20 protein-coding genes and 1 riboswitch are annotated in these 23,250 nt (G+C 69.2%); of the genes, 13 read left to right on the top strand and 7 right to left on the bottom strand.

Going from position 1 to position 23,250, the window contains the following annotated elements; all coding sequences use genetic code 11:
* The first annotated feature begins 84 nt into the window (after nucleotides 1–84).
* From CAL29_RS29475 to CAL29_RS29460, 4 genes are all read left to right on the top strand, one after another.
* On the top strand, nucleotides 85–987 hold the full coding sequence (locus tag CAL29_RS29475; protein WP_094856409.1) for a LysR family transcriptional regulator: 903 nt from the start codon (nucleotides 85–87) through the stop codon (nucleotides 985–987).
* Between the two features lie 187 nt (nucleotides 988–1,174).
* On the top strand, nucleotides 1,175–2,059 hold the full coding sequence (locus CAL29_RS29470; protein ID WP_094856408.1) for an alpha/beta fold hydrolase: 885 nt from the start codon (nucleotides 1,175–1,177) through the stop codon (nucleotides 2,057–2,059).
* Between the two features lie 107 nt (nucleotides 2,060–2,166).
* Nucleotides 2,167–3,417, top strand: coding sequence for an ABC transporter substrate-binding protein (locus CAL29_RS29465; protein ID WP_094856407.1), 1,251 nt, complete (start codon nucleotides 2,167–2,169; stop codon nucleotides 3,415–3,417).
* A gap of 289 nt (nucleotides 3,418–3,706) precedes the next feature.
* Nucleotides 3,707–3,877: a DUF1289 domain-containing protein gene (locus CAL29_RS29460; protein ID WP_094856989.1), complete on the top strand. Its 171-nt coding sequence runs from the start codon at nucleotides 3,707–3,709 to the stop codon at nucleotides 3,875–3,877.
* Here CAL29_RS29460 and CAL29_RS29455 read toward each other — a convergent pair whose 3' ends face one another.
* Nucleotides 3,878–4,525: an OmpW/AlkL family protein gene (locus CAL29_RS29455; protein ID WP_094856406.1), complete on the bottom strand. Its 648-nt coding sequence runs from the start codon at nucleotides 4,523–4,525 to the stop codon at nucleotides 3,878–3,880.
* Between the two features lie 246 nt (nucleotides 4,526–4,771).
* On the opposite strand from CAL29_RS29455, the gene CAL29_RS29450 reads away from it, so the two are divergent.
* The 7 genes from CAL29_RS29450 (at nucleotide 4,772) to metF (ending at nucleotide 13,378) form a co-directional block, all read left to right on the top strand.
* Nucleotides 4,772–5,785 (top strand): glycosyltransferase family 4 protein, encoded by a 1,014-nt coding sequence (locus CAL29_RS29450; protein ID WP_094856405.1) that lies wholly within the window; start codon nucleotides 4,772–4,774, stop codon nucleotides 5,783–5,785.
* A gap of 82 nt (nucleotides 5,786–5,867) precedes the next feature.
* Nucleotides 5,868–6,446, top strand: a complete 579-nt coding sequence (locus CAL29_RS29445) for a sigma-70 family RNA polymerase sigma factor (RefSeq protein ID WP_256977798.1) — start codon at nucleotides 5,868–5,870, stop codon at nucleotides 6,444–6,446.
* Between the two features lie 30 nt (nucleotides 6,447–6,476).
* Nucleotides 6,477–7,496 carry a FecR family protein gene (locus CAL29_RS29440; protein WP_256977797.1) on the top strand — a complete coding sequence of 340 codons (1,020 nt, stop codon included), beginning with the start codon at nucleotides 6,477–6,479 and terminating at the stop codon, nucleotides 7,494–7,496.
* A gap of 279 nt (nucleotides 7,497–7,775) precedes the next feature.
* Entirely contained in the window at nucleotides 7,776–10,238 is a 2,463-nt protein-coding gene (locus CAL29_RS29435) for a TonB-dependent receptor domain-containing protein (RefSeq protein ID WP_094856403.1), read from the top strand.
* Between the two features lie 104 nt (nucleotides 10,239–10,342).
* Nucleotides 10,343–10,474: riboswitch (S-adenosyl-L-homocysteine riboswitch) on the top strand.
* 141 nt (nucleotides 10,475–10,615) lie between these two features.
* Complete coding sequence (ahcY, locus tag CAL29_RS29430; RefSeq protein WP_094856402.1) at nucleotides 10,616–12,034, top strand: adenosylhomocysteinase; 1,419 nt, start codon at nucleotides 10,616–10,618, stop codon at nucleotides 12,032–12,034.
* 166 nt (nucleotides 12,035–12,200) lie between these two features.
* Nucleotides 12,201–12,539 carry a phage holin family protein gene (locus tag CAL29_RS29425; RefSeq protein WP_094856401.1) on the top strand — a complete coding sequence of 113 codons (339 nt, stop codon included), beginning with the start codon at nucleotides 12,201–12,203 and terminating at the stop codon, nucleotides 12,537–12,539.
* Entirely contained in the window at nucleotides 12,536–13,378 is an 843-nt protein-coding gene (metF, locus tag CAL29_RS29420) for a methylenetetrahydrofolate reductase [NAD(P)H] (protein WP_094856400.1), read from the top strand. The genes CAL29_RS29425 and metF overlap by 4 nt, the downstream gene beginning before the upstream one ends.
* A 52-nt stretch (nucleotides 13,379–13,430) precedes the next feature.
* On the opposite strand, the gene CAL29_RS29415 is transcribed toward metF, so the two are convergent.
* The 5 genes from CAL29_RS29415 to CAL29_RS29395 form a co-directional block, all read right to left on the bottom strand.
* The gene (locus CAL29_RS29415) at nucleotides 13,431–14,294 is read right to left on the bottom strand and encodes a proteasome-type protease (RefSeq protein WP_094856399.1); all 864 of its coding nucleotides are present in this window, start codon (nucleotides 14,292–14,294) and stop codon (nucleotides 13,431–13,433) included.
* A gap of 36 nt (nucleotides 14,295–14,330) precedes the next feature.
* Entirely contained in the window at nucleotides 14,331–15,131 is an 801-nt protein-coding gene (locus CAL29_RS29410) for a transglutaminase family protein (protein WP_094856398.1), read from the bottom strand.
* A 16-nt stretch (nucleotides 15,132–15,147) separates the two neighbouring features.
* Nucleotides 15,148–16,116, bottom strand: coding sequence for an alpha-E domain-containing protein (locus CAL29_RS29405; protein WP_094856397.1), 969 nt, complete (start codon nucleotides 16,114–16,116; stop codon nucleotides 15,148–15,150).
* A gap of 6 nt (nucleotides 16,117–16,122) precedes the next feature.
* Entirely contained in the window at nucleotides 16,123–17,553 is a 1,431-nt protein-coding gene (locus tag CAL29_RS29400; protein ID WP_094856987.1) for a circularly permuted type 2 ATP-grasp protein, read from the bottom strand.
* Nucleotides 17,554–17,976: 423 nt separating this feature from the next.
* On the bottom strand, nucleotides 17,977–18,603 hold the full coding sequence (locus tag CAL29_RS29395) for a 5-formyltetrahydrofolate cyclo-ligase (protein ID WP_094856396.1): 627 nt from the start codon (nucleotides 18,601–18,603) through the stop codon (nucleotides 17,977–17,979).
* Nucleotides 18,604–18,627: 24 nt separating this feature from the next.
* Between CAL29_RS29395 and CAL29_RS29390 the strand changes: the two genes are divergently transcribed.
* Nucleotides 18,628–20,931 (top strand): lytic transglycosylase domain-containing protein, encoded by a 2,304-nt coding sequence (locus CAL29_RS29390; protein ID WP_256977796.1) that lies wholly within the window; start codon nucleotides 18,628–18,630, stop codon nucleotides 20,929–20,931.
* Nucleotides 20,928–22,031 carry a CCA tRNA nucleotidyltransferase gene (locus CAL29_RS29385; RefSeq protein ID WP_094856395.1) on the top strand — a complete coding sequence of 368 codons (1,104 nt, stop codon included), beginning with the start codon at nucleotides 20,928–20,930 and terminating at the stop codon, nucleotides 22,029–22,031. Before CAL29_RS29390 ends, CAL29_RS29385 begins: the two co-directional genes overlap by 4 nt.
* Nucleotides 22,032–22,035: 4 nt before the next feature.
* Here the strand turns inward: CAL29_RS29385 and CAL29_RS29380 are convergent, their stop codons facing one another.
* Nucleotides 22,036–23,208, bottom strand: a complete 1,173-nt coding sequence (locus tag CAL29_RS29380) for a class I SAM-dependent methyltransferase (RefSeq protein WP_094856394.1) — start codon at nucleotides 23,206–23,208, stop codon at nucleotides 22,036–22,038.
* Nucleotides 23,209–23,250: the final 42 nt, after the last annotated feature.

Raw genomic sequence — 23,250 nt, 5'->3', positions numbered from 1 at the left:
GCCAATGATGAATTCAAGGACGCTTTCGGCATAGACTGGCGGCGCGATCAACACTCATGAGCCGAATTCACAAAGGAAACCCGCATGGCCCGTCTCGACGTCAATCGCGCCGGTGAATTGGAGGTTTTCGTGCGCGTCATCGACCTCGGCGGTTTTTCCGCCGCGGCCCGCGCGCTGGACATGACCCCGTCCGCCGTGAGCAAGCTGGTCGCGCGGCTGGAGCGGCGCCTGGGCGCGCGCCTGGTCAACCGCTCCACCCGCCAGTTGCAACTGACCGCCGAAGGCTGCGCCTTCTACGAGCGCGGCGTGCGGGTGCTGGCCGATCTGGACGAGGCCGAACGCTGCGCCGGCGCCCACGGCGCGCCGCGCGGCCGCCTGCGGGTGAATGCGAACGTGCCTTTCGGCCATTGTTTCCTGCTGCCGCTGGCGCCGGCGTTCCTGGCGCGTTATCCCGAAGTCAGCCTGGACATCGTGCTGACCGATGAAGTGGTGGACATACTGGAACAGCGGACCGACGTGGCCGTGCGCGCGGGGCCGCTGAAAAGCTCCAGCCTGGTGGCGCGCAAGCTGGGCGCGACGCGCATGACCATCGTCGCCGCGCCGGACTACCTGAAGCGCCACGGCACGCCCGATTCGCCGGCGGCGCTGCGCGGGCACAACCTGCTGGGTTTCAACTACGCGCGCGCCGGCAACGGCTGGCCGCTGCGCTTCGAGGGCGAGGACCATCTGGTGACGCCGGCCGGCAACGCCCTGGCCAGCGACGGCGAAGCCCTGCGCCGGCTGGCCGTGGCCGGCCTGGGGCTGGCGCGCCTGGCGAGCTTCCAGGTGCGGGAGGACATCGAGGCGGGGCGGCTGGCGCCGGTGCTGGAGGCCTGCAATCCCGGCGACAGGGAGGAAGTGCATGCCGTCTTCGTCGGCCAGGGCGGCCATCTGCCGCTGCGCGTGCGCGCCTTCCTGGATTTCCTGGCCGAGCACGTGCGTCTATGACGCTTGCGCCGCGGGGGCGTCCTTGTCTATGGTTGGAGGTCGGCCGGCTTCCTTGCCGCTGCATCGAAGCCGGCCGCCGAGGCGGGCCGTTCGAGCAGGCCAGTCAAGCAGGCCGTTCGATCAGGCCATTCAATCGGCCCATTCAATCAGGCCGCCCCGGCTTGGACACACTGAACCAGGAGACATCATGACCGCGCTGTTCGACTTGCCCCTGCAACGCGTGGACGTCGGCGACGGCATGCATATCGCCGCGCGCGTCGCGGGCGAAGGGCCGCCCTTGCTGTTGCTGCACGGCCATCCGCAGACGCACGTCATCTGGCACCGCGTCTGGCCGGCGCTGACCGCGCGCTACACCTGCATCGCCGCCGATCTGCGCGGCTATGGCGACAGCGACAAGCCGCCCGCTTCACCGGACCACGCCGCGCATTCCAAGCGCGTGATGGCGCGGGACATGGTGAACCTGATGCGCGCCCTGGGCCATGAGCGCTTCGACGTGCTGGCGCATGACCGCGGCGCGCGCGTGGCGCACCGGCTGGCGATGGACCACGCCGAGCGCGTCGGCCGCATGATGCTGCTGGATATCGCGCCCACGCTGGATATGTACCAGGGCACCACCCGCGCCTTCGCCCAGGCCTACTATCACTGGTTCTGGCTGATACAGCCGGCGCCCATGCCGGAAACCATGATCGGCCACGACCCGGTGTTCTACGTGCGCGCCGTGATGGGCGGGCGCCCCGGCGGCCTGGCCATCTTCGACCCGCGCGCCCTGGCCGAATACGAGCGCTGCGCCGCGCTGCCGGGCCTGCCCGTGGGCATCTGCGAGGACTATCGCGCCTCCGCCACGCTGGACCTGGAGCACGACCGCGCCGACCGCGTCGCCGGCCGCAAGCTGGCCTGTCCCGTTCGTGTCCTGTGGGGCGCGCGCGGCGCGGTGGGACGCAACTTCGACGTCCTGGCCTTGTGGCGCGCGGTGGCCGGCGAGGTCGACGGCGAGGCCCTGGACGCCGCGCATTACCTGGCCGAGGAAGTGCCGGACGCGGTGACCGAACGGGCGCTGGCCTTCTTCGGCTGACTTCGTCCGGCGGCGGATAGCGGCATCCCCCCACACGGGTCTGCCCGGGCTGCCGCCGCGCGGACCCCTCCGGTATAGTCACGCGATCAGCAACCGGAAGAGGCATCATGGATCCGCGTTACCCTCTCGCCCAGCCCGCCCCGTTCTCCCGCCTTGCGCGCGCCGCGCAACGGCTGTGCGTGGCCGCGGCCGCCTGGACCTTGGCGGCCGGCGCCGCGCACGCGCAGATCACCGTGCGCATCGGCGAGGTCAACAGCTACAAGGCGCAGCCCGCTTTTCTCGAACCCTACCGCAACGGCATGCAGTTGGCCGTGGACGAGGTCAACGCGGCCGGCGGCGTGGCCGGCAAGAAGCTGGAGTTGTTCACGCGCGACGACAACGCCAACCCGGGCGACGCCGTGCGCGCCGCCGAGGAACTGATATCGCGCGAGCGCGTCGACGTGCTGCTGGGCGGCTACCTGTCCAATATCGGCCTGGCGCTGGCGGATTTCGCCCGCCAGAAAAAGATCTTCTTCCTCGCCAGCGAACCGCTGACCGACAAGATCGTCTGGCAGAACGGCAACCGCTACACCTTCCGCCTGCGCGTCTCGACCTATATGCAGGCCGCCATGCTGGCGCCGGAGGCGGCCAAGCTGGGCAAGAAGCGCTGGGCCTTCGTCTATCCGAACTACGAATACGGCCTGTCGGCGGTGTCCACCTTCAAGACGCTGCTGAAGAAGGCGCAGCCCGACGTGGAATTCGTCGGCGACCAGGCCGTGCCCCTGGGCAAGGTGGACGCGGGCAGCGTGACGCAGGCGCTGGCCGACGCCAAGCCCGACGCGATCTTCAACGTCCTGTTCGCTGGCGACCTGACCAAGCTGGTGCGCGAAGGCACCACGCGCGGCCTGTTCCCGGCCACGCCCGTGGTCAGCATGCTGACGGGCGAACCGGAATACCTCGATCCGCTCAAGGATGAAACGCCGGTGGGCTGGATCGTCACGGGCTACCCCTGGTCGACCATCCAGACGCCCGAGCACACGGCCTTCCTCAAGGCCTATCGCGACCGCTACAAGGACTATCCGCGCCTGGGGGCGGTGGTCGGCTACAGCGCCATCAAGTCGCTGGCCGCCGGCCTGGAGAAGTCCGGCGGCAGCGCGCAGCCGGACAAGCTGATCCCGGCCTTCGAAGGCTTGCAGGTCGATATTCCCTTCGGCCGCATCCAGTACCGCGCCATCGATCACCAGTCGACCATGGGCGCCTACGTCGGCAAGCTGGCGGTGCAGGACGGCAAGGGCGTGATGGTGGACTACCAGTACAAGGACGGCGCGGACTTCCTGCCGCCCGACGACGAGGTCCGCAAGCTGCGGCCGGCGCAGTAGGCGCGGATCCAAGGCCGGGAGATCGGCCAGGTATGCGTCGCTCCGCAAGGCAATGCGTAGCGGCGCAGTAGGCGCTTACATCGGGCGATGTCCCTTGGACCGGCGAGGGTAAGCGGGCGGCCCCGGTGCTATGCTCTGGCCCATGGTTTGCCCGTACATCGATTCTTCTTCCGCCGGTCCCGAAGATGCCGCCTCTGGCGCCGCCTCCGGGACCGGCAACAGCCCCGCCGACAGCCGCGCCGGCGGCGCCGCCACGCCTCCCGCCCCCGAGGGCAGGGGCGTCTTCACCATGACCGATTCGCCCTGCGTCGCGGTCTGCTCCACGCTCTACGACGACGTCTGCCGCGGCTGCGGCCGCACGGCCATGGAAGTGGCGGAATGGGTTTTCCTCAGTCCCGAGGAAAAGCAGGTGATCTGGACCCGCATCCGCGCGGAAGGCTATCCGCGGCGCAAGGGTTGATCAGAACCGGTAGCCGACCGCCACCGTGAACACCCAGGGATCGACGTGCGCGCGTCCGATGGTGTCGCCATTGAGCTTCACCTTGGAATCGATGTCGATGTAGCGCACGTCGGCGTTCAGCAGCCAGCGGTCGCTCAGCTTGTAGTCCACGCCGATCTGCCCCGCCACGCCCCACGAGTCCGTCAGCTTGACGTCGTTGCCCGCCAGGGCGCCGCGGCTCTTGGTGTCGAAGAAGTGGGTGTAGTTCAGGCCCACGCCCACGTAGGGCTGGATGCGACTGTCCGGCAGGAAATGCCATTGCAGGCTGAGCGTGGGCGGCAGTTGCTTGGTGTTGACGATGTTGCCGCCGACCGCGCCGCTGCCGCGCACGTCGTGCTGGAAGGGCACGGCGCCCAGCAATTCGATGCCGATGTTCTGCGTGGCCATGTACGTGACCGTGAAGCTGGGGCGCACGCTGTTGTTGGCGTGCAGGCCCACCGCGCCGTCCAGCGCGTGGCCCGTGTCGGACTTGGGCCGGACCTGGGTGGCGCCCACGCGCAGCAGCCAGTCTCCGGCATCGTAGGCATGCGCCGGCGCGGCCGCCAGCAGGGCGGCGAACAGAGCACATGACGCGGCGCCCGTGCGGACGGCGCGCGCCAGGGTTGCCATGGGAATAGACATCTTCGTATCTCCAATAATCGAGGTCCTGTGCAGCAAGGATGGCAGCGGGGACACGCGCGCCCGTTGATAAAAATCAATGGCGTCGACGATTGCCCAGCCGTACCGCGCCGTTACGGCGCAGATGTGGCGCAGATGTGGCGCAGACGTGGCGCCGGCGCCGCGTGCCGTGCTGTCGCTTTCATGTCATGTAGGGCGGGCCTAATGGCGTTTTTCTCGCCCCCCCGGGTGCTCCCCATGCTCATCGCGCTGGTTACGGATGCCTGGCATCCGCAGGTCAATGGCGTCGTCCGCACCTGGACGACCATGTGCCGCTTGTTGCGGGAGTGGGGGCACGAAGTCCTCGTCGTCAGCCCGGAGGGCGCGCGCACCGTGCCGGCGCCGTCCGAGCCCGACCTGCGGCTGTGCCTGTTCCCGGGCCGGCAGCTCGAGCGCATGCTGGGCGACGTGACGCCCGACGCCCTGCACATCGCCACCGAGGGCCCGCTGGGCCTGGCCGCGCGGCGCATGGCCAAGCGCCGGGGCTGGCGCTACACCACCTCCTTCCACACCATGTTCCCCGACTACCTGGAAGCGCGCCTGGGCATCCCGGCGTCGCTGCCATGGCGCTTCCTGCGCTGGTTCCACCGGCCGTCGCAGCGGGTGCTGGTGCCCACGCCCACGGTGCGCGACATCGTGGCCGGCCGCGGCTTGCAGAACCTGCAGGTGTGGTCGCGCGGCGTGGACGGCGGCAAGTTCACGCCGGGCCCCCGCGACGCCTTTCCCGAATTGCCGCGCCCCCTGTTCCTGAGCGTGGGCCGCGTCGCCCGGGAAAAGAACCTGGACGCCTTCCTGTCCCTGGACCTGCCCGGCTCGAAGATGGTGGTGGGCGCCGGGCCGGACGAGGCGCGCCTGCGCCGGAAATATCCCGGCGTCCGCTTCGAGGGCATGCGCTCGGACGCCGACCTGCCGCGCTACTACTCGGCCGCCGACGTTTTCGTCTTTCCCAGCCTGACCGACACGTTCGGCCTGGTGATGCTGGAGGCCCAGGCCTGCGGCACGCCGGTGGCGGCCTTCCGCAGCGAAGCGCCGCTGGCGGTGATCCAGGACGGCGTCACCGGCTGCCTCGACGACGACCTGGGCGCGGCCTGCCGCGCGGCGCTGGCGCTGGACCGGGACACGGTGCGCCGGCATGCCCTGGCGCGCACCTGGGACGGCGTGGCCCGGGACCTGCTGGCGGCCCTGGCGCATCCGCTCCGTGTTGCGGGGTAGCGGATTTCTCATTATGATTAATAACAATTCTTATTTAGATTTTTAGCCGCGCTCCCGTAGCCCGGCGCTACAGGAACGCATCGTGCCAGGCTTGGCATCCCCGTCGAACTTCGAATCCCTGTACGGCGGCCATCACGGTTGGCTACAGGGCTGGCTCCAGCGCCGGCTGGGCAATGCCGACGACGCGGCGGATCTCGCCCATGACGCCTTCCTGCGCCTGATGCAAACGCCGCGCCGTTTCGACAGCGCGCCGGAAGCCCGCGGCTACCTGCGCACGATGGCCAACGGCCTGTGCGTGGATCTCTGGCGCCGCCGCTGCATCGAGCGCGCCTGGCTCGAGGCGCTGGCCGCCTGCGCCGACGCCGCCATGCCCTCGGCCGAGCACCAGGCGATCGTGCTGGAGGCGTTGCAGGAAATCGACGCCATGCTGCGCAGCCTGCCGCCCAAGGCGGCCCGCGCCTTCGTGCTGGCCGTGGCCGGCGACATGACCCACAAGGAAGTGGCCCGCGAACTGGGCGTTTCCACGCGCACGGTGACGACCTATGTCGGCCAGGCCATGCTGCATTGCCTGCGCCTGGAGGCGCGCCAGGTGGTGGCGGAATTGCCGCAAGGCGCGCGCATGCCGGCGGGCTCGGCCGCCGTCCTCCATGACGCCTTCTGACGCCGGATCGTTCGTCCCGCCCGGCACGCCGTGACCGCATCCTCCCTCGACCCGCCCGCCGCCGAACCGTCGCACCGCAGCCTGGAGCAGGCCGCCGGCTGGTTCGCGGTCCTGGATTCGGGCGAGGCGACGGCCGCCGACCGGCGCCATTGGGAAGCCTGGCTGGCCGAGTCGGCCGAGCACCGGGAGGCGTGGCGCTACGTCGAGCGCATCAGCCGCCGCTTCGACCCGATCAAGACCAGCCCGGAGCGGGGCAGCGCGCTGGCCGCCTACCGGCAGGCCAGCGGCGACCGGGCGCGCCAGCGGCGCACCTTGCTGGGCCTGGCCGCCTTGGCCGGCAGCGGCCTGGCCGGCTGGGCCGCGTGGCGCCAGACGGACCTGCCGCGGCTGGCCCTGGCATGGGTGGCGGACTACCGCAGCGGCACCGGCGAAGTGCGCGACGTCGTGCTGTCCGACGGCACCCGCGTGTGGCTCAACGCCCAGAGCGCCTTCAACCGGGACTACCGGACGGACCGGCGCTGCCTGCATCTGGTCAGGGGAGAAATCCTCGTCGACACCGCGGCCGATCCGCAGGGGCGTCCATTTTACGTCGAGACGCCGCAAGGCCGGATGCAGGCCCTGGGCACCCGTTTCGCCGTGCGCCAGGACGCGCACGAGACCTTCCTGGCCGTCTACGAGGGCGCCGTCCAGGTGCGCACCGCTGGCACGGACGCCGGCGCCGTCATCCCCACCGGCCGACAGACCCGCTTCACCCGCGCGGCGCTGGCGGCGACCGAAGCCGCCGATCCGTCCCGCGAGGCCTGGACGCGCGGGCTGCTCGTCGCCCGCGACACGCCGCTGCGCGAGGTGGTGGGGGAACTGCGGCGCTATTACCCGGGCCACCTGGGCCTGGCGCCGGAGGTGGCCGATCTGCCGGTCTTCGGCGGCTACCCGCTCAACCGCCCGGACCAGGCCCTGGCGATGCTCGAAGCCGTGCTGCCCATCCGCGTCCGGCGCACGCTGCCGTGGTGGGTGAGCATCGAAGCGCGCGGCGCGGCGCCGGGCGGCTGACCTCGCCGCCGATTCCCTCGGCGCCCCTGCTGCTTCGGCCGCCGACCCCTCCCAGCCGACCCTCCTTCCCCTGGCGCCGCCGTCCCCGGCACGGCCCGCGAAAAAATTTTCGCGGATGGCTTCTACTTTTCGGCCGCTCGTTCGATTAAGGGGGTGAAGGGATCGCCCAGCCGTCCGCGACGCGGCCCCGGTCCGGTTCGCCGGCCGGCGCCGCCGCGCCCGGCGGCACGGCGGTCCGTATCCATCACCAAATACCTTGCACGAGGAATTGTTTTCGCCATGTCTTACCAGCCCTCCCATGCCGTGGCCGCCGCCGCGGCGCACGTTTCCAGCGCGCCGGCGCGAACGCAAGCGGGACTCCGCCCCACGCGGCTCGCGGCCGCCATCCATCTGGCGCTGCTCGTCGGCCTGGGGGCGGCAACATGGCAGCCCGCGGCCCACGCCCAGGCCGCGGGCAACCCGGCGCGCCAGGCGTCCGCCGCCCGCGCCTACGATATTCCGGCGGGGCCGCTCGACATCGCGCTGGCGCGTTTCGTGACCGAGTCCGGCGTGCCGCTGGCCGCCGCGCCCGAGCTGGTGCGGGGCCGGCAAAGCGCCGGCTTGCGCGGCACCTTCGACACGCAGGCCGCGCTGGACAGCCTGCTGGCGGGGACGGGATTGACGGCGGTCGCCGGCAACGGCGGCGCCTACGTATTGCGCCAGGCGCCGGCGACGCCCGCGGCCACGGGCGCGGCCGCCGCCGCCGCCGTCTCGCCGTCCGCCCGTTCGGGCGAAGCCGCCCCCCAGACCCTGGGCACCGTCACCGTGACCGCCACCGGCTACGAGCAATCGGTCGCCGAGGCGCCGGCCAGCGTCACCGTGCTCACGCGCGAGGAGATCGCCCGGAAACCCTACGCCAACCTGCAGGACGCGCTGACCGACGTCGAGGGCGTGAGCGTGGTGGGCGCCAGCGCCAACAAGCAGGACATCAACATCCGCGGCATGCCGGGCAAGTACACGCTGATCCTGGTCGACGGCGTGCGCCAGGGCACGCGCGAGCTGCTGAACCGCGAAGAGCTGGGCATGGTGCAGGGCGCGCAGATCCCGCCGCTGGCGGCCATCGAGCGCATCGAAGTGATCCGCGGCCCGATGTCCTCGCTCTACGGTTCGGACGCGCTGGGCGGGGTGATCAACATCATCACCCGTAAGGTGCCGGAAAAATGGACCGGCAACATCGACCTGGGCACCGTGTTGCAACAGCACAGCCGGCTGGGCAACAGCCGCCAGGCCGACTTCTACCTGGCCGGCCCCATCAAGGAAGACAAGGTCGGCCTGCAGATCTACGGCAAGGCCAACGGCCGCACCGAGGCCGACGTGCAGGACGGCAGCTACGGCATCCGCGACCGCGGCGTGACCGCCAAGCTCAACATCAAGCCGACGAGCGGCCAGGACATCACGCTGGAGGCGGGGCAGGACGAATACTTCCGCTACGCCACCACCGGCAAATCGCTGGACGACAGCACCGACGACTACCGCCTGAACATGCGCGACACGCATTTCCGCGCCACGCACGAAGGCCGCTGGGGCTGGGGCAACACCACGGTGTCGCTACAGCACGAGATCGGCACCTCGCACAACACCATCGGCGGCGCCGACACCACCAGCTATCCCGACACCCGGCTGAGCACCACGGTGCTGGACGCCAAGGCGGTGGTGCCGCTGTCCAGCCACATCCTGACGCTGGGGGGCCAGTTCCTGCAGGAGAAGCTCTCGGGCACGGACAACGAGGCCGCTTCCAGCGCCAAGATGAACACCGTCAGCCGCCTGAGCGAACACTCGTGGGCGCTGTTCGGCGAGGACGAGTGGGCGCTGACCGACCGGCTCAGCTTCACCGGCGGCCTGCGCATGGACCATCACGAGTTCTACGGCCAGCACTGGAGCCCGCGCGGCTACCTGGTCTACCAGGTGAGCCCGGGCTGGACGGTCAAGGGCGGCGTGGCGCGCGGCTTCCGCGCGCCCGAACTGCGCCAGGTCGCGCCCGACTACTACCAGGCCACGGGCGGCGCCGTGGGCGCGCCGCGCGGCACCATCGCCGGCAACCCCGATCTCAAGCCGGAGACCAGCACCAATACCGAACTCGGCCTGCATTACACGGATCCGGACGGCACGGCCGGCGGCATCACCTTCTTCCACAACGACTTCCACGACAAGATCTACAGCCAGTGCATTTCCGGCTGCAGCGGCAGCGCCGGCGCGACCTATGCCTGGGGCAACATCGGCCGCGCCACCCTCAAGGGCGTGGAAACCTCGCTGACGCTGCCCGTCACGGACGCGCTCAAGTTCTCCGCCAACTACACGTACACGGCGTCCAAGCGCAAGAGCGACGACGAAACGGCGTTCGACGGCACCTCGCTCAAGGGCAAGCCGCTGGACCGCACGCCGCGTCATTCCCTGAACCTGCGCGCCGACTGGGAGCCCGCCGAGAAATGGGCGCTGTACGCGGCCGCCCACGTGCAGAGCGAGCAGTATTGGGCGAACTACCGCAACGCCTCGACCACCACCCGCCGCCGCCCCGGCGCCACGACCTATGACCTGGGCGCCAGCTACGTGGTGAACAAGAACGTCACCATGCGCCTGTCGGTCCTCAACGTCACCGACAAGCGGGTGCCGGTGGACTACCGCGCCCGCACCGACGGCCTGGACGGCAACTGGCTGGTGGACGACGGACGCCGGTTGTGGCTGAGCACGTCCATTTCGTTCTGAACGGGGGGCGCCGGCGGGCCCTGGATCGGGGGGCGAAGCCCGGGCGCCCGCGCCGGCGGGCGGCCCGGTATCGCTGACGCCGGCCACCCGCTACAATATCGCCCACGCTTGAGGAGCGTTGCGACGGACAGGCCGGGCAAATCGATGGACGCCATCGCTGCCGGCGGGTCCGCCAGGCTCAAGCATTCCAAGGCATGCCGCGTTCGCGCGGCGCCATGAAACGGCGCTCATCTTTACTGCATCGCTGCGGTGAAGACGAGTACGCCGTCTGGTTCTCCACCGGTACGGCCGGACCCCCACAGGCATGGGCGGGTCCGCGCGCTCGTCCCGCCGGCCGCGCGGCAGCGCCGTCCGTTTTCTCATGTGGAGCAATCACAATGAACACCGTTTCCGATAAGTCCGTGGCCGATTCCATCGTCGCCGATATCGGCCTGGCCGGCTGGGGCCGCCGCGAAATCGCCATCGCCGAAACCGAAATGCCCGGCCTGATGGCCACCCGCGAAGAGTACGCCGCGGCGCAGCCGCTGAAGGGCGCGCGCATCGCCGGCAGCCTGCACATGACCATCCAGACCGCGGTGCTGATCGAGACCCTGACGGCCCTGGGCGCCGACGTGCGCTGGGCCTCGTGCAACATCTTCTCGACCCAGGACCACGCCGCCGCCGCCATCGCCGCCGGCGGCACGCCGGTGTTCGCCGTCAAGGGCGAGACCCTGGCCGAATACTGGGACTACACCCACAAGATCTTCGAATGGCCCAATGGCGAACACGCCAACATGATCCTGGACGACGGCGGCGACGCCACGCTGCTGCTGCACCTGGGCGCCAAGGCTGAAAAAGACGCCTCCGTGCTGGCCAAGCCGGGCAGCGAGGAAGAGCGCGTGCTGTTCGCGGCCATCAAGGCCACCCTGGCGCGCGATCCCAAGTGGTACTCGACCCGCCTGGCGCAGATCCGCGGCGTGACCGAGGAAACCACCACCGGCGTGCATCGCCTGTACCAGATGTCGCAGAAGGGCGAACTGGCCTTCGCCGCCATCAACGTCAACGACTCGGTCACCAAGTCCAAGTTCGACAACCTGTACGGCTGCCGCGAATCGCTGGTCGACGGCATCAAGCGCGCCACCGACGTGATGGTGGCCGGCAAGGTCGCCGTGGTGGCCGGCTACGGCGACGTGGGCAAGGGCTGCGCCCAGGCGCTGATGGCCCTGCGCGCCCAGGTCTGGGTCACGGAAATCGATCCCATCTGCGCCCTGCAGGCGGCGATGGAAGGCTACAAGGTCGTGACCATGGAAGAGGCCGCCGACAAGGCCGACATCTTCGTCACCGCCACGGGCAACTACAACGTCATCACGCGCGCCCACATGGACCGCATGAAGGACCAGGCCATCGTCTGCAACATCGGCCACTTCGACAACGAAATCGACGTCGCCGGCCTGGAAGGCCTGCAATGGGAAGAGATCAAGCCCCAGGTCGACCACGTCATCTTCCCCGACGGCAAGCGCATCATCCTGCTGGCCAAGGGCCGCCTGGTGAACCTGGGCTGCGCCACCGGCCACCCGTCCTTCGTGATGTCCTCGTCCTTCACCAACCAGACCATCGCGCAGATCGAGCTGTTCACGCGCAACGAGGCCTACACCAAGGGCCAGGTCTACGTGCTGCCCAAGCAACTGGACGAAAAGGTCGCGCGCCTGCACCTGAAGAAGCTGGGCGTGAACCTGACCACCTTGACCAAGGAACAGGCCGACTACATCAGCGTCTCGGTTGACGGTCCTTACAAGAGCAATCACTACCGTTATTGATTTTGGCGCAAAATAGGGTCAGGTCCACCGCGTCCGCCGGACGCGGGACCGCCCTGGCCGATGCCGGCGTGTCATTCCGGCGCGTCGTTCCGTCGTATCCTTTGCCGGGATGCATCGGCCGATGCATACGCCAACCTTGTTCGTCCAATCTCGCGGGAGACCCACTATGAGCTTGATACTCGTCTGGATACTGAACGCCGTCGCCTTGCTGATCGTGGCCTACGTGCTGCCCGGCATCTCGGTAGCCAGTTTCGGATCGGCCCTGATCGCCGCCCTGGTGCTGGGGCTGCTCAACATGCTGGTCAAGCCGGTGCTGGTGCTGCTGACGCTGCCCATCACCATCGTCACGCTGGGTCTCTTTCTCATCGTTCTCAACGCGCTGTTGTTCTGGTTCGCCGGCTCCATCCTCAAGGGCTTCCAGGTCAACGGCTTCTGGTGGGCCATGATCGGTGCGGTGCTGTACTCGATCATTTCGGGCCTGCTTTCCATGCTCGTAAGCTCATGACCGATACGAAGACGCCGGCGCTCAGCCTCGAATTCTTTCCGCCGCGCGACATCGCGGCCCAGGAGCGGCTGGTTCGCGCCGCCAAGCAGATGCTGGCCATGCATCCGCGCTACGTCAGCGTCACCTTCGGCGCCGGCGGCTCCACCCGCGAAGGCACCGCCGGCACGGTGCGCACCATGCGCAACCTCGGCGTGCCGGCCGCGCCGCACCTGTCGTGCGTGGGCGCGTCGCGCGAAGACCTGCGCGGCATCCTGCGCGCCTACCGCGAGGAAGGCGTCAAGCAGGTCGTGGCCTTGCGCGGCGACCTGCCGTCCGGCATGGGCGGCGACGCCGGCGAATTGCGGTACGCGCGCGACCTGGTGGCCTTCATCCGGGAAGAAACCGGCGACTGGTTCCACATCGAAGTCGCCGCCTATCCGGAAACCCACCCACAGGCGGAAAGCCCGTCGGCCGACCTCGATCATTTCGTCGACAAGGTCCGGGCGGGGGCCGACAGCGCCATCACCCAGTATTTCTTCAACCCGGACGCCTATTTCGATTTCGTCGACCGGGCGCGCGCCAAGGGCGTGGACGTGCCCATCGTGCCGGGCATCATGCCCATCACCAACCACAGCCAGTTGCTGCGTTTTTCGCAGATGTGCGGCGCCGAGATCCCGCGCTGGATCCGCATGCGCCTGGCCGAATTCGGCGACGACAAGGCGTCCATCCGGTCCTTCGGCGTCGACGTCGTGTCCGGCCTTTGCCAGCGCCTGCTGGACCAGGGCGCGCCCGGGCTGCACTTCTACACGCTGAACAACGCCGAAGCGCCGATGGGGATCTGGAAGAACCTGGACCTTTGAGTCCTTTCAGCCCCTTCAGTCCTTTAAGCCTCTAAAGCCCTTGCCCGCCCGTTCAGCGGTGCTGGAAGGTGTCCGGGCTTTCGGCCAGGGATTGCAGGGGCGAGAAGCTGGTGGGTTCGGCGCTGCCGGGCAGCACGCGCACCGGTTGGTGCACGCGGCCCGCGGGCACCAGGCTGTCGGGGCTGAGAGGATCGGTCCACACCGGATCCTCGATTTCCACGAAGACCTGGCGCAGCCGCTCGCCCCAGCTATTGCGGATCTGGTTGAAGTATTCGTTGTGCTCGTCGATGTTGGCGAAGCGCGTGACCCGCAGCGCATTGTTGTCATAAAGCAACAAGTCCAGCGGCAAGCCCACCGAGAGATTCGAGCGCAGCGTCGAATCCATGGAAATCAGCGCGCACTTGGCCGCTTCGTCCAGCGAGGTGTCGGGTTGCAGCACCCGGTCCAGGATGGGCTTGCCGTACTTGGCTTCGCCGATCTGGAAATACGGGCATTCGTCGTGGGCCTCGATGAAGTTGCCGGCCGAGTAGATCTGGAACAGCCGACAGCCTTCGCCCCGGATCTGCCCGCCGAAGATCAGGTTGACGTTGAATTCCACGCCCTGGTCGTGCAGGGCCTCGGCATCGCGCTTGTGCACCTGGCGCACCGCCTCCCCGACCAGGCGCGTCGCCTCGAACATATTGGCGGCGCGCCAGATCGATGCCGGATGTTCGCTGTCCGGCATCGATAGCAGGTTGACGACGGCCTGGCTGACGGCCAGGTTGCCTGAGGTCATCAGGACCATCACGCGTTCGCCGGGGCGCTCGAACACGGTGAGTTTGCGGAAGACGCTGATCTGATCCACGCCCGCGTTGGTGCGCGAATCGGACAGGAAAACCAGGCCGTCGCGCAGGCGGGCCGCTACACAGTAAGTCATTATCGGGATAGGAGGAAAGACTATCCGGGCATTGTATTACTGCTGCGCCGCCTGGACCTGCACGGACACCGTCATCGACTCCTTGCCGCCGCCGCTGCGGACCCCCCGCACCGGCGCCGCCGAGTCGTAGTCCCGCGCCACCGCCAGCCGGCAGTGGCATTCGGAAGCGAACTGGCGATTGGTGATGTCCACGCTGCTCCAGCCCAGGCCGGGCAGCCAGACGTCGGCCCAGGCGTGGCTGGCGGCGTGGTCGGCTTCGGTGTACAGGTAGCCGCTGACGTAGCGGCCCGGCACGCCCAGCGAACGCACGCAGGCCAGGAAGAGATGGGCGTGGTCCTGGCACACCCCGTGGCCCAGGGCCAGCACCTGGCCGGCGGCGGTGGTGACGTCGGTGGTGCCGGGCTCGTAGGCGACCCTCTCGCAGATCGCGCTGGCCAGGGTCAGGCTGTCTTCCGGCCGCGACAGGCCTTGCGGCAACACTTCCCGGCAGAAGGCGCGGATGGCGTCGTCGGCTTCGGTCAGCGGCGTGGGCACGCAATACGCGTGCACCGGCAGCCGGCTCTCGTCGCCGTTGACCACGCCGTAGGGCAGGGGATCGATCTCCACCTGGCCGCTGACGCGCAGTTCGATTTCGTCGTGCGGACGGTTCAGGGTCAGGGTGTGGGTGACGTTGCCGTAGGCGTCGACCTGTTCCTGCATGGCGCCGGGCGCCTCGATGTGCCAGCGCAGCGAGCGCTGGTGCTCCTCCGGGCGCGGCGTCAGGTGCAGGGTCTGGATGCTGTACGTCACGGGAGCGGTGTAGTGGTAGTGCGTCACGTGCTTGATGAAATGCTTCATGGCCAGCGTCCTTGAGTTATGCCGATATCGGGAGCAGGAAGTCCTGGCTGATGCGATTGCCCAGGTCGCTTACGCGGTCGAGGAACTGTTCCAGGTAGCGGTGCAGGCCGCCGGCCAGGATGTCCTCGACGCGCGCATATTGCAGTTCCGCGCAGAGCTTGCCGGCGCGCCGCTCGGTTTCGGCGGAGCGGTCGTTGGACACCCGCGACAGCGTGCCCGCCACCTCCCGCACCGAGGCCAGCAGCGAACGCGGCATGTCGCCTTGCAGGATCAGCAACTGCGCCACGCGGTCGGGCGTGATGACGTCGCGGTAGACCTGGCGGTAGATCTCCAGGCCCGAGACCGAGCTCAGGATGGCCGACCAGCGGTAGAACTCGGTGTGCGTTTCGCTGGCGCGCTCCACCGCGCTGGGGGCATCGTCGCCGTGCCCGTACTCGTGGAACTTGACGTCCAGCATGCGCGCGGTGTTGTCGGCGCGCTCCAGGTGCATGCCCAGGCGCATGAAGTCCAGCGCCTCGTCCTCCAGCATGGTGCCTATCGTCACGCCGCGGGCCACGTGCGAGCGGAACTTGACCCATTCGAAGAACTCGCCCGGATTGCGTTCCGGCAGGCCCGTGCGCAGGTGCTTGAGCAGTTCCAGCCAGGTGGCGTTGTAGGTCTCCCAGACTTCGGTGGTGAGGCTGCCGCGCACGGCGCGGGCGTTTTCGCGGGCCATGCGCAGGCAGGCGTAGATGGACGACGGGTTGTCCTCGTCGCGCACCATGAAGCGCAGCACGTCCTGCGGCGAGCCGTCGGGGTAGCGGGCGTCGAACTGGCTTTGCAGTTCGGAGATGCGCATCGGCGCGCGCCAGGCGCGTTCGCGGGTGGCCTCGTCCTGCGGCAGCAGCGACATTTGCAGGTTGACGTCCAGCATGCGGGCGGTGTTCTCGGCGCGCTCGACGTAGCGGCACATCCAGAACAGATTGTCGGCGGTACGGCTAAGCATGATGGTTCACTCCTCCAGTACCCAGGTGTCCTTGGTGCCGCCGCCCTGGCTGCTGTTGACCACCAGCGAGCCTTCGGTCAGCGCCACGCGGCACAGACCGCCGGGCACGGTGCGCATTTCCTTGCCGCACAGCACGTAGGGGCGCAGGTCGACGTGGCGCGGGGCCACGCCGCTTTCGACATAGGTCGGCACGGTGGACAGCGCCAGCGTCGGCTGCGCGATGTAGGCCGCCGGGTGGGCGCGCACGCGCTCCTTGAAGGCCTCCACCTGCGCGCGGGTCGAGGACGGGCCCACCAGCATGCCGTAGCCGCCGGCGCCGTGCACTTCCTTGACCACCAGGTCCTGCATGTTGGCCAGCACGTGCGACAGTTCGTCGGGACGCGAACAGCGCCAGGTGGGCACGTTCTGCAGGATGGGCTCCTCGCCGAGGTAGAAGCGGATCATGTCCGGCACGTACAGGTAGGTCGACTTGTCGTCGGCGATGCCGGTGCCGATGGCGTTGGCCAGCGTGATGCGGCCGGCGCGGTAGACCGACAGCAGGCCCGGCACGCCCAGCGCCGAGTCGGCGCGGAAGGACAGGGGGTCGAGGAAGTCGTCGTCCAGGCGGCGGTAGATGACGTCGACGCGGCGCGGGCCGCGCGTGGTGCGCATGTAGACGGTGTTCTGCTCGACGAAGAGGTCGCGCCCCTCGACCAGCTCCACGCCCATCTGCTGCGCCAGGAAGGCATGCTCGAAGTAGGCCGAGTTGTATTGGCCCGGCGTCAGCACCACCACGGTCGGATCGTCGATGTTGCCCGGCGCGACTTCACGCAGGTTGTCCAGCAGCAGGTCGGGGTAGTGGGCCACCGGCTTGACGTTGATGCGGCCGAAGGCGTCGGGCAGCAGGCGCATCGACATCTTGCGGTTTTCCAGCATGTAGGACACGCCGGAAGGCACGCGCAGGTTGTCTTCCAGGACGTAGAACTCGCCCTGGCCGGCCCGCACCACGTCGATGCCGGCGACGTTGCAGTAGATATTCTCGGCGACGTCCACGTCCTGCATTTCCGGCCGGTACTGGGCGTTCATGAAGACCTGTTCGGCGGGCACGATGCCGGCCCGCACGATGTCGTGGCCGTGGTAGATGTCGTGGATGAACATGTTCAGCGCGCGCACGCGCTGCTTGAGGCCGGCGTCCAGTTCGCGCCATTCGTGCGCGGGGATGATGCGCGGAACCAGGTCGAAAGGGATCAGGCGCTCGGTGCCGGCATCGTCGCCGGCGACCGAAAAAGTGATGCCCACGCGGCGGAAACTGAGATCCGCCTCCACCCGCCGGGCCGCCATGACCTCGTCGGATTGCGATGCCAGCCAGTGCTGGAATTCCTGGTAATGGGGACGTATCGCGCCGTCGCCGTCCACCATTTCGTCATAAGCCGCGATGCGGCCGGACCGTGTGTCCATCATGTGGCTCCTCCTCGATACGCGGGACGCAGCCCGCGCTACAGCCTGTTGGGGCCTGGTAGTGGACAATAAGCAACACGCATGCCAACTTTTTGGGCGTCCTTCCTGGTTGATGCCCGGCATGGTTTCACGCTGCTTTTTTAGTTATAGGGCAGCGGCGCGCGGATGTCTTTCAGGATTTGCCCGATGAGCGCGCAGGTAATAGCCAAAAAATGCCCCCACGCCGCGCGGCTATCGCCGCTTGCTGCCCCCCGAGGGGGCGTTTTTGCCTTGGGGCGGCCCGGCGGCAAAAAACAATGCCCCGACATGGTGCGTCTCGGGGCAGGGCGGGGGCGCGCGGCGCCAGGATGATTCATGGCGCGCTGGTGATTCAGGCGGTTCAGAGGCGGGTGAATCAGGGCCGGGCGATTCAGGCCAGGGAATTCAGGGCGCCTTGGGCACCCAGCCGTCCGGCGTGAGCACGGCGTCCAGGCGCACGTCGTGGGGCTGCGGCACGTGTGCGATGGGATCCAGCCGGCCGCAGCTCCAGGCCACGCCGATGCGGGTGCAGGCATGGCCGGCGGCCTGGAAGGCGGCCAGGGTGCGGTCGTAGTAGCCGCCGCCGTAGCCCACCCGGTCGGCCAGCGGGGTGTAGCCCAGCGTGGGCACCAGCACCAGGTCGGGCAGGACGGCCGTGCCGGCCAGCGGCTCCTGGATGCCGTAGGGGCCTTCGGCCATGGGGGCGTCCGGCGTCCACGGACGGAATTCGAGCGGCTGGCCGCGTTCGCGGACCGCCGGCAGCGCCACCGTGATCCCCGCCTCCACCCACTGTTCCAGCAGGGGACGCAGATCGGGTTCGTCCTGCAAGGGCCAATAGGCCGCCACGATGGAGGGCGCCGGCCGGCCGGCCTTCAGGGCGGCGTCGCGGGCCAGGCCCAGCCAGGTGTACAGGCGGCCGCGCATCAGCAGGGCGCCGCGCCGGCGCTGGTCGTCGGGCAAGGCCGCGCGGAGTTGTCTTAATCGCGTGCGGAGCGGTACTGCGTTATCCTCTTGCGTAATTTTGATGGACATATCTTTCCGTACAGGTGATGCGGCGTGGCGCTAAGGAGACTCGGCCTGGAATCCGGACGTTATCAGAAATCCCCATGCGTCGAGCAGGCGCGGACATGGCGCCGCCTGTTGCCCCTGCTGTCGCTGCTGGCGGTGGCCTGCGCGCCTGTCGACGCGCAGCAGCGCACGTCCGCGCGTAACGGCGTGGCCGTGGCGACGGCCCAGCCCGTCGGCCAGCCGGGAGCCGGCGCGAATCCGCCGCCGCCCTCCACGCTCCAGCAGGACCTGGGCGCGGTGCAGCCGGCCCCCGCGCTGGCGCCCGCCGCGCCGGGCTTGCAGGCCCCGGCCCCGACGCCGGCCGCGCCCGGCATGCCGGCGCCGGTCCTGCCACCCGCCGTGCCCGCCACGCCCGGGGTTCCTGCCATGCCCGGCATCCCGGCGCCGCAGGAGGCGCCGCTGCCGTCCGCTTCCGCGCCGTCGATGGCGCAGCAGGCCGTGATCGCCGCGCGCGACGCCATGCAGCGCAAGCAATGGTCGGTGCTGGCCATGACGGTGCCGCAGGCGCGGTCCGACCTCCTCGGCATGTACCCGGAGTACTGGCTGCTGCGCTACCAGCTCTGGAACCTGCCCGCCAACCAGCGGCCCACGCCCGACCTGCAGAATTTCGTGCGCCGCTATGCCGATTCCTATCTGGGCGACAAGCTGCGCCAGGACTGGCTGCTGGTCGCGGCGCGCTCCGGCGACTTCGATACGGTCAACAAGCTGGGGCCGGTGAAGAACAGCGGTCCGCAGACCGAATGCGCCATCCTGAACGCCCGCTACATGACGGGCCGCAAGGTGAGCGCGCGGGAAGCCATGGACGTGTTCGCGCCCGGGCCCTGGTGCTGGACGCTCTACGACCAGTTGGCGGCCGACAAGGTGCTGGGCTGGGAGCAGTTCGAACCGCAGTTGCGCGACGCCATCGAGAACAACAAGACGTCGGATGCCGGCAAGTTCGCCGGCTACATGTTCGATCCCGGCCAGATGAAGGCGTACGACGCCTTGATGCGGGATCCGATGAAGTGGCTGGTCAAGCAGCCCAAGCCGCCGCGCTCGCGCGCCGATACCGAACTGGTCACCATCGCCCTGGCGCGCCTGCCGCGCAAGGACCTGGACGTGGCCGACGCCTATTTCCGCCGCGAATGGGCCAAGAGCCTGCCGCGCGAGAACGTCGCGTGGCTGCGCGGCCAGTATGCGCTGGTGGCCGTGCTCAACCTGGATACGCGGGCCCACGACTGGTACGTGGAGGCCGGCCACATCCGCATGACCTCCTATAACCAGGCCTGGAAGGTGCGCGCCGCGCTGCGCCAGCCCAAGATCGACTGGCGCTGGGTGATGGCCAGCATCGACGCGATGCCGGCCTCCGACCGCACCGATCCCAGTTGGATCTACTGGTATGCGCGCGGCCTGGCCGCCACCGGCCACAAGGAAGAGGCGCGGCGCATGTATGCTGGCATCGCCGACCAGTTCAATTTCTACGGCCAGTTGGCGGCCGAGGAACTGGGCCGGCCGATCACCGTGCCGCCGCGCGCGGCGCCGGTCACCGCGCAGGAGCTGGCCCAGGCCCGCGCCAATCCCGGCTTGCAGCGCGCGATCGCCCTGTTCCACCTGGGCTGGCGGCCCGAGGCGGTGCCGGAGTGGAATTTCGCCATACGCGGCATGGACGACCGCCAGTTGCTGGCCGCCGCCGAGCTGGCGCGCACCGAGAACATCTACGACCGCGTGGTGAACACCTCGGACCGCACCGAAAAGCAGTTCGACTTCACCCAGCGCTTCATCGCGCCTTTCGAGGGCCGCGTGGCCGCCAAGGCCAACGAGATATCGCTCGACCCGGCCTGGGTCTACGGCCTGATTCGCCAGGAATCGCGTTTCATCATGGACGCGCGCTCCTCGGTCGGCGCCTCCGGCCTGATGCAGTTGATGCCGTCCACCGCCAAGTGGGTGGCGCGCAAGATCGGCATGGAAAACTTCACGCCGGCCAGCGTCAACGATTTCGACACCAACACCATCCTCGGCACCAACTACCTGAACATGGTGCTGCAGGACCTGGGCGGCTCGCAGGTGCTGGCCAGCGCCGGCTACAACGCGGGGCCGAGGCGGCCCATCCTGTGGCGCTCGACGCTGAACCATCCGGTGGAAGGCGCCATCTTCGCGGAGACCATCCCCTTCACCGAGACGCGCACCTACGTGAAGAACGTGATGTCCAACGCCACCTACTACGCGGCGATGTTCACCGGCCAGCCGCAATCGCTGAAGCAGCGCCTGGGCCTGATCTCGCCGCAGGCCGCCGAGCCGATACCCTTGCCGTGAGCGCCGGTCCCGCCCACGATCCGGCCACGGCCGGCCTGGCCGTCTACGTCGTCGGCGGCGCGGTGCGCGACGAGCTGCTGGGCCAGCCCGCCGGCGACCGCGATTGGGTGGTCGTCGGCGCCACGCCGGAGCAGATGGCCAAGCGCGGCTTCCTGCCGGTCGGCGGCGATTTTCCCGTCTTCCTGCATCCGGTCACGCGCGAGGAATACGCGCTGGCGCGCACCGAGCGCAAATCGGGGTGGGGCTACAAGGGCTTCACTTTCTATACCGGCAGCGACGTCACGCTGGAAGCCGACCTGCGGCGGCGCGATCTCACCGTCAATGCGATTGCCCGCGCCGCCGACGGGGGCCTGATCGATCCGCTGGGGGGCGCCGCGGACCTGCGCGCGCGCGTGCTGCGCCACGTCGGGCCGGCCTTCGAGGAAGACCCGGTGCGCATCCTGCGGCTGGCGCGATTCGCGGCGCGGTTCGCGGATTTCACCGTCGCGCCGGAGACGCTGGCCCTTTGCCGCCGGATGGTGGCGGCGGGTGAAGCGGATGCGCTGGTGCCGGAGCGGGTGTGGAAGGAGATTTCGCGCGGTTTGATGAACGATGCGCCGTCGCGCATGCTGGACGTGCTGCGCGACAGCGACGCGCTGCCGCGCGTGCTGCCGGGCCTGGGACTGGCCAAGGACACCGGGGCGGAGCTCGACCGCGCCGCCGCGGCCGGTTTGCCGCTGCCGGGGCGCTGGGCCCTGCTTTGCCGCCATGCGGCGGACGCCGCGGCGCTGGGCGCGCGGCTGCGCGTGCCGGCGGCGTGTACGGACGAGGCGCGCCTGCTGCCGGTGGTGCTGGCCGAGCTGGATGCCGGCGCGGACGATGCCGCCGCACTGGACCTGATGGAGCGTTGCGACGCCTTGCGCAAGCCCGAGCGCTACCTGGATCTGCTCAGGGCCGCCGCCATCGTGCGCCCGGTCGACGTCGACGCCTGGTCGGCGCGCGTCGCCAGGGTGCGCGCCATCGACGCCGGCGCCATCGCCCGGGCCGAAGGCGGCGATCCGGCGAAGATCAAGCCCGCGCTGCGCGCCGCGCGCCTGCGGGCCCTGCGCGAGGCGGGTTGATCCCCTACAGCGTGTCGCGCCGGTCGCCGCGATTGAAGCCCAGCAGCGGCCCGTCGATGCCGCGGCCGACGGCCAGGACCTTGAACAGCTCGCCCATCTCCGCTTCGGACAGCAGCTTCTGCACCGGCGCCACGATGCGGGCATAGGCGGCGGCGTCGCTGGGGTCCAGGCCGGCCAGCCGTTCCATCAGGCCGGCATTCATGAGGAAGCGCGCCTGGGAGGTGTAGCCCAGGACGTCCAGCCCGCCTTCCAGCGCGGCATCGGCCATGGCGGTGAAATCGACGTGGGCGGTGATGTCCTGCAAGCCCGGCGCCAGGAAGGGATCGGCGTGCGCATGGTGGCGCAGGTGGCACATCAGCGTGCCGCCGGTGCGCTGCGGGTGGTAGTACTCGCGCCGCGGAAAACCGTAGTCGAACAGCAGCGCGCCGCCGCGCTGCAACCATTGCCCCAGGCCGCGCACCCAGGCTTCGCCCTGGTGGTTGATTTCGGAGACATAGCCCGCCAGCGGCGGCATCCGCTCGGCCACCCGGCGCGCGGTGTCCGCCGCCGCGGGCCGGTCCTCCCAGACGAAGCCGCCCTCGGCATCGACGGCGACGCCGCGCTGGCGCAGGGTTTCCTGTTCGTCCCAGCGGAAGAGGTCGACCGGCATCGCATCCAGCACTTCGTTGGCCAGCACGCAGCCCGTGAACGATTCGGGCAGGCGGTCCAGCCACGCGACCCGGTCGCCCAGCGAGGCCAGGCGCAGTTGCTGGCGCGCGCGCAGGTCGGCGGAGACCTCGACGATGGCATAGCGCACGCGCAGGCCCAGCGCGTCCAGCGCGGCGATGACGCTGGCGGCCAGCGCGCCGCTGCCGGCGCCGAATTCCAACACGTCCAGGCTGTCGCTGGCGCGCAGGATCTGTGCCGCCTGGTTGGCCAGCGTCTGGCCGAACAGCGGCGTCAATTCCGGGGCGGTGACGAAGTCGCCGGTCGGCGCCTGGCCATTGGCGGCCTCGGCCAGCTTGGCGCTGCCGGCGGCGTAATAGCCCAGCCCGGGTGCATACAGCGCTTCGGCCATCCAGGCCTCGAAAGGCAGCCAGCCTCCGGCGCCGGCGATGGCCTGGCGCAGGTGGCGGGCGACGCGTTCGCCATGGGCGCGGGTATCGGGGTCGAACTCGAAGGCGGGGTGGGGTGTCATGCGGCGGCGTCGGGACGATGAATGCAAAAAAGCGGAACCCCC

Origin of the sequence: Bordetella genomosp. 10, from assembly GCF_002261225.1 — a bacterium.
Taxonomy (GTDB): domain Bacteria; phylum Pseudomonadota; class Gammaproteobacteria; order Burkholderiales; family Burkholderiaceae_B; genus Bordetella_C.
This window is presented reverse-complemented; position numbering and strand designations above follow the sequence as displayed.

What these genes read in the sequence shown, in the direction of transcription:
- CAL29_RS29475 (WP_094856409.1), top strand. Translation starts at nt 85, where the DNA reads ATGGCCCGTCTCGACGTCAATCGCGCCGGTGAATTGGAGGTTTTCGTG.
- CAL29_RS29470 (WP_094856408.1), top strand. Translation starts at nt 1,175, where the DNA reads ATGACCGCGCTGTTCGACTTGCCCCTGCAACGCGTGGACGTCGGCGAC.
- CAL29_RS29465 (WP_094856407.1), top strand. Translation starts at nt 2,167, where the DNA reads ATGGATCCGCGTTACCCTCTCGCCCAGCCCGCCCCGTTCTCCCGCCTT.
- CAL29_RS29460 (WP_094856989.1), top strand. Translation starts at nt 3,707, where the DNA reads ATGACCGATTCGCCCTGCGTCGCGGTCTGCTCCACGCTCTACGACGAC.
- CAL29_RS29455 (WP_094856406.1), bottom strand. Translation starts at nt 4,525, where the DNA reads ATGGCAACCCTGGCGCGCGCCGTCCGCACGGGCGCCGCGTCATGTGCT.
- CAL29_RS29450 (WP_094856405.1), top strand. Translation starts at nt 4,772, where the DNA reads ATGCTCATCGCGCTGGTTACGGATGCCTGGCATCCGCAGGTCAATGGC.
- CAL29_RS29435 (WP_094856403.1), top strand. Translation starts at nt 7,776, where the DNA reads ATGTCTTACCAGCCCTCCCATGCCGTGGCCGCCGCCGCGGCGCACGTT.
- ahcY (WP_094856402.1), top strand. Translation starts at nt 10,616, where the DNA reads ATGAACACCGTTTCCGATAAGTCCGTGGCCGATTCCATCGTCGCCGAT.
- CAL29_RS29425 (WP_094856401.1), top strand. Translation starts at nt 12,201, where the DNA reads ATGAGCTTGATACTCGTCTGGATACTGAACGCCGTCGCCTTGCTGATC.
- metF (WP_094856400.1), top strand. Translation starts at nt 12,536, where the DNA reads ATGACCGATACGAAGACGCCGGCGCTCAGCCTCGAATTCTTTCCGCCG.
- CAL29_RS29415 (WP_094856399.1), bottom strand. Translation starts at nt 14,294, where the DNA reads ATGACTTACTGTGTAGCGGCCCGCCTGCGCGACGGCCTGGTTTTCCTG.
- CAL29_RS29410 (WP_094856398.1), bottom strand. Translation starts at nt 15,131, where the DNA reads ATGAAGCATTTCATCAAGCACGTGACGCACTACCACTACACCGCTCCC.
- CAL29_RS29405 (WP_094856397.1), bottom strand. Translation starts at nt 16,116, where the DNA reads ATGCTTAGCCGTACCGCCGACAATCTGTTCTGGATGTGCCGCTACGTC.
- CAL29_RS29400 (WP_094856987.1), bottom strand. Translation starts at nt 17,553, where the DNA reads ATGGACACACGGTCCGGCCGCATCGCGGCTTATGACGAAATGGTGGAC.
- CAL29_RS29395 (WP_094856396.1), bottom strand. Translation starts at nt 18,603, where the DNA reads ATGTCCATCAAAATTACGCAAGAGGATAACGCAGTACCGCTCCGCACG.
- CAL29_RS29380 (WP_094856394.1), bottom strand. Translation starts at nt 23,208, where the DNA reads ATGACACCCCACCCCGCCTTCGAGTTCGACCCCGATACCCGCGCCCAT.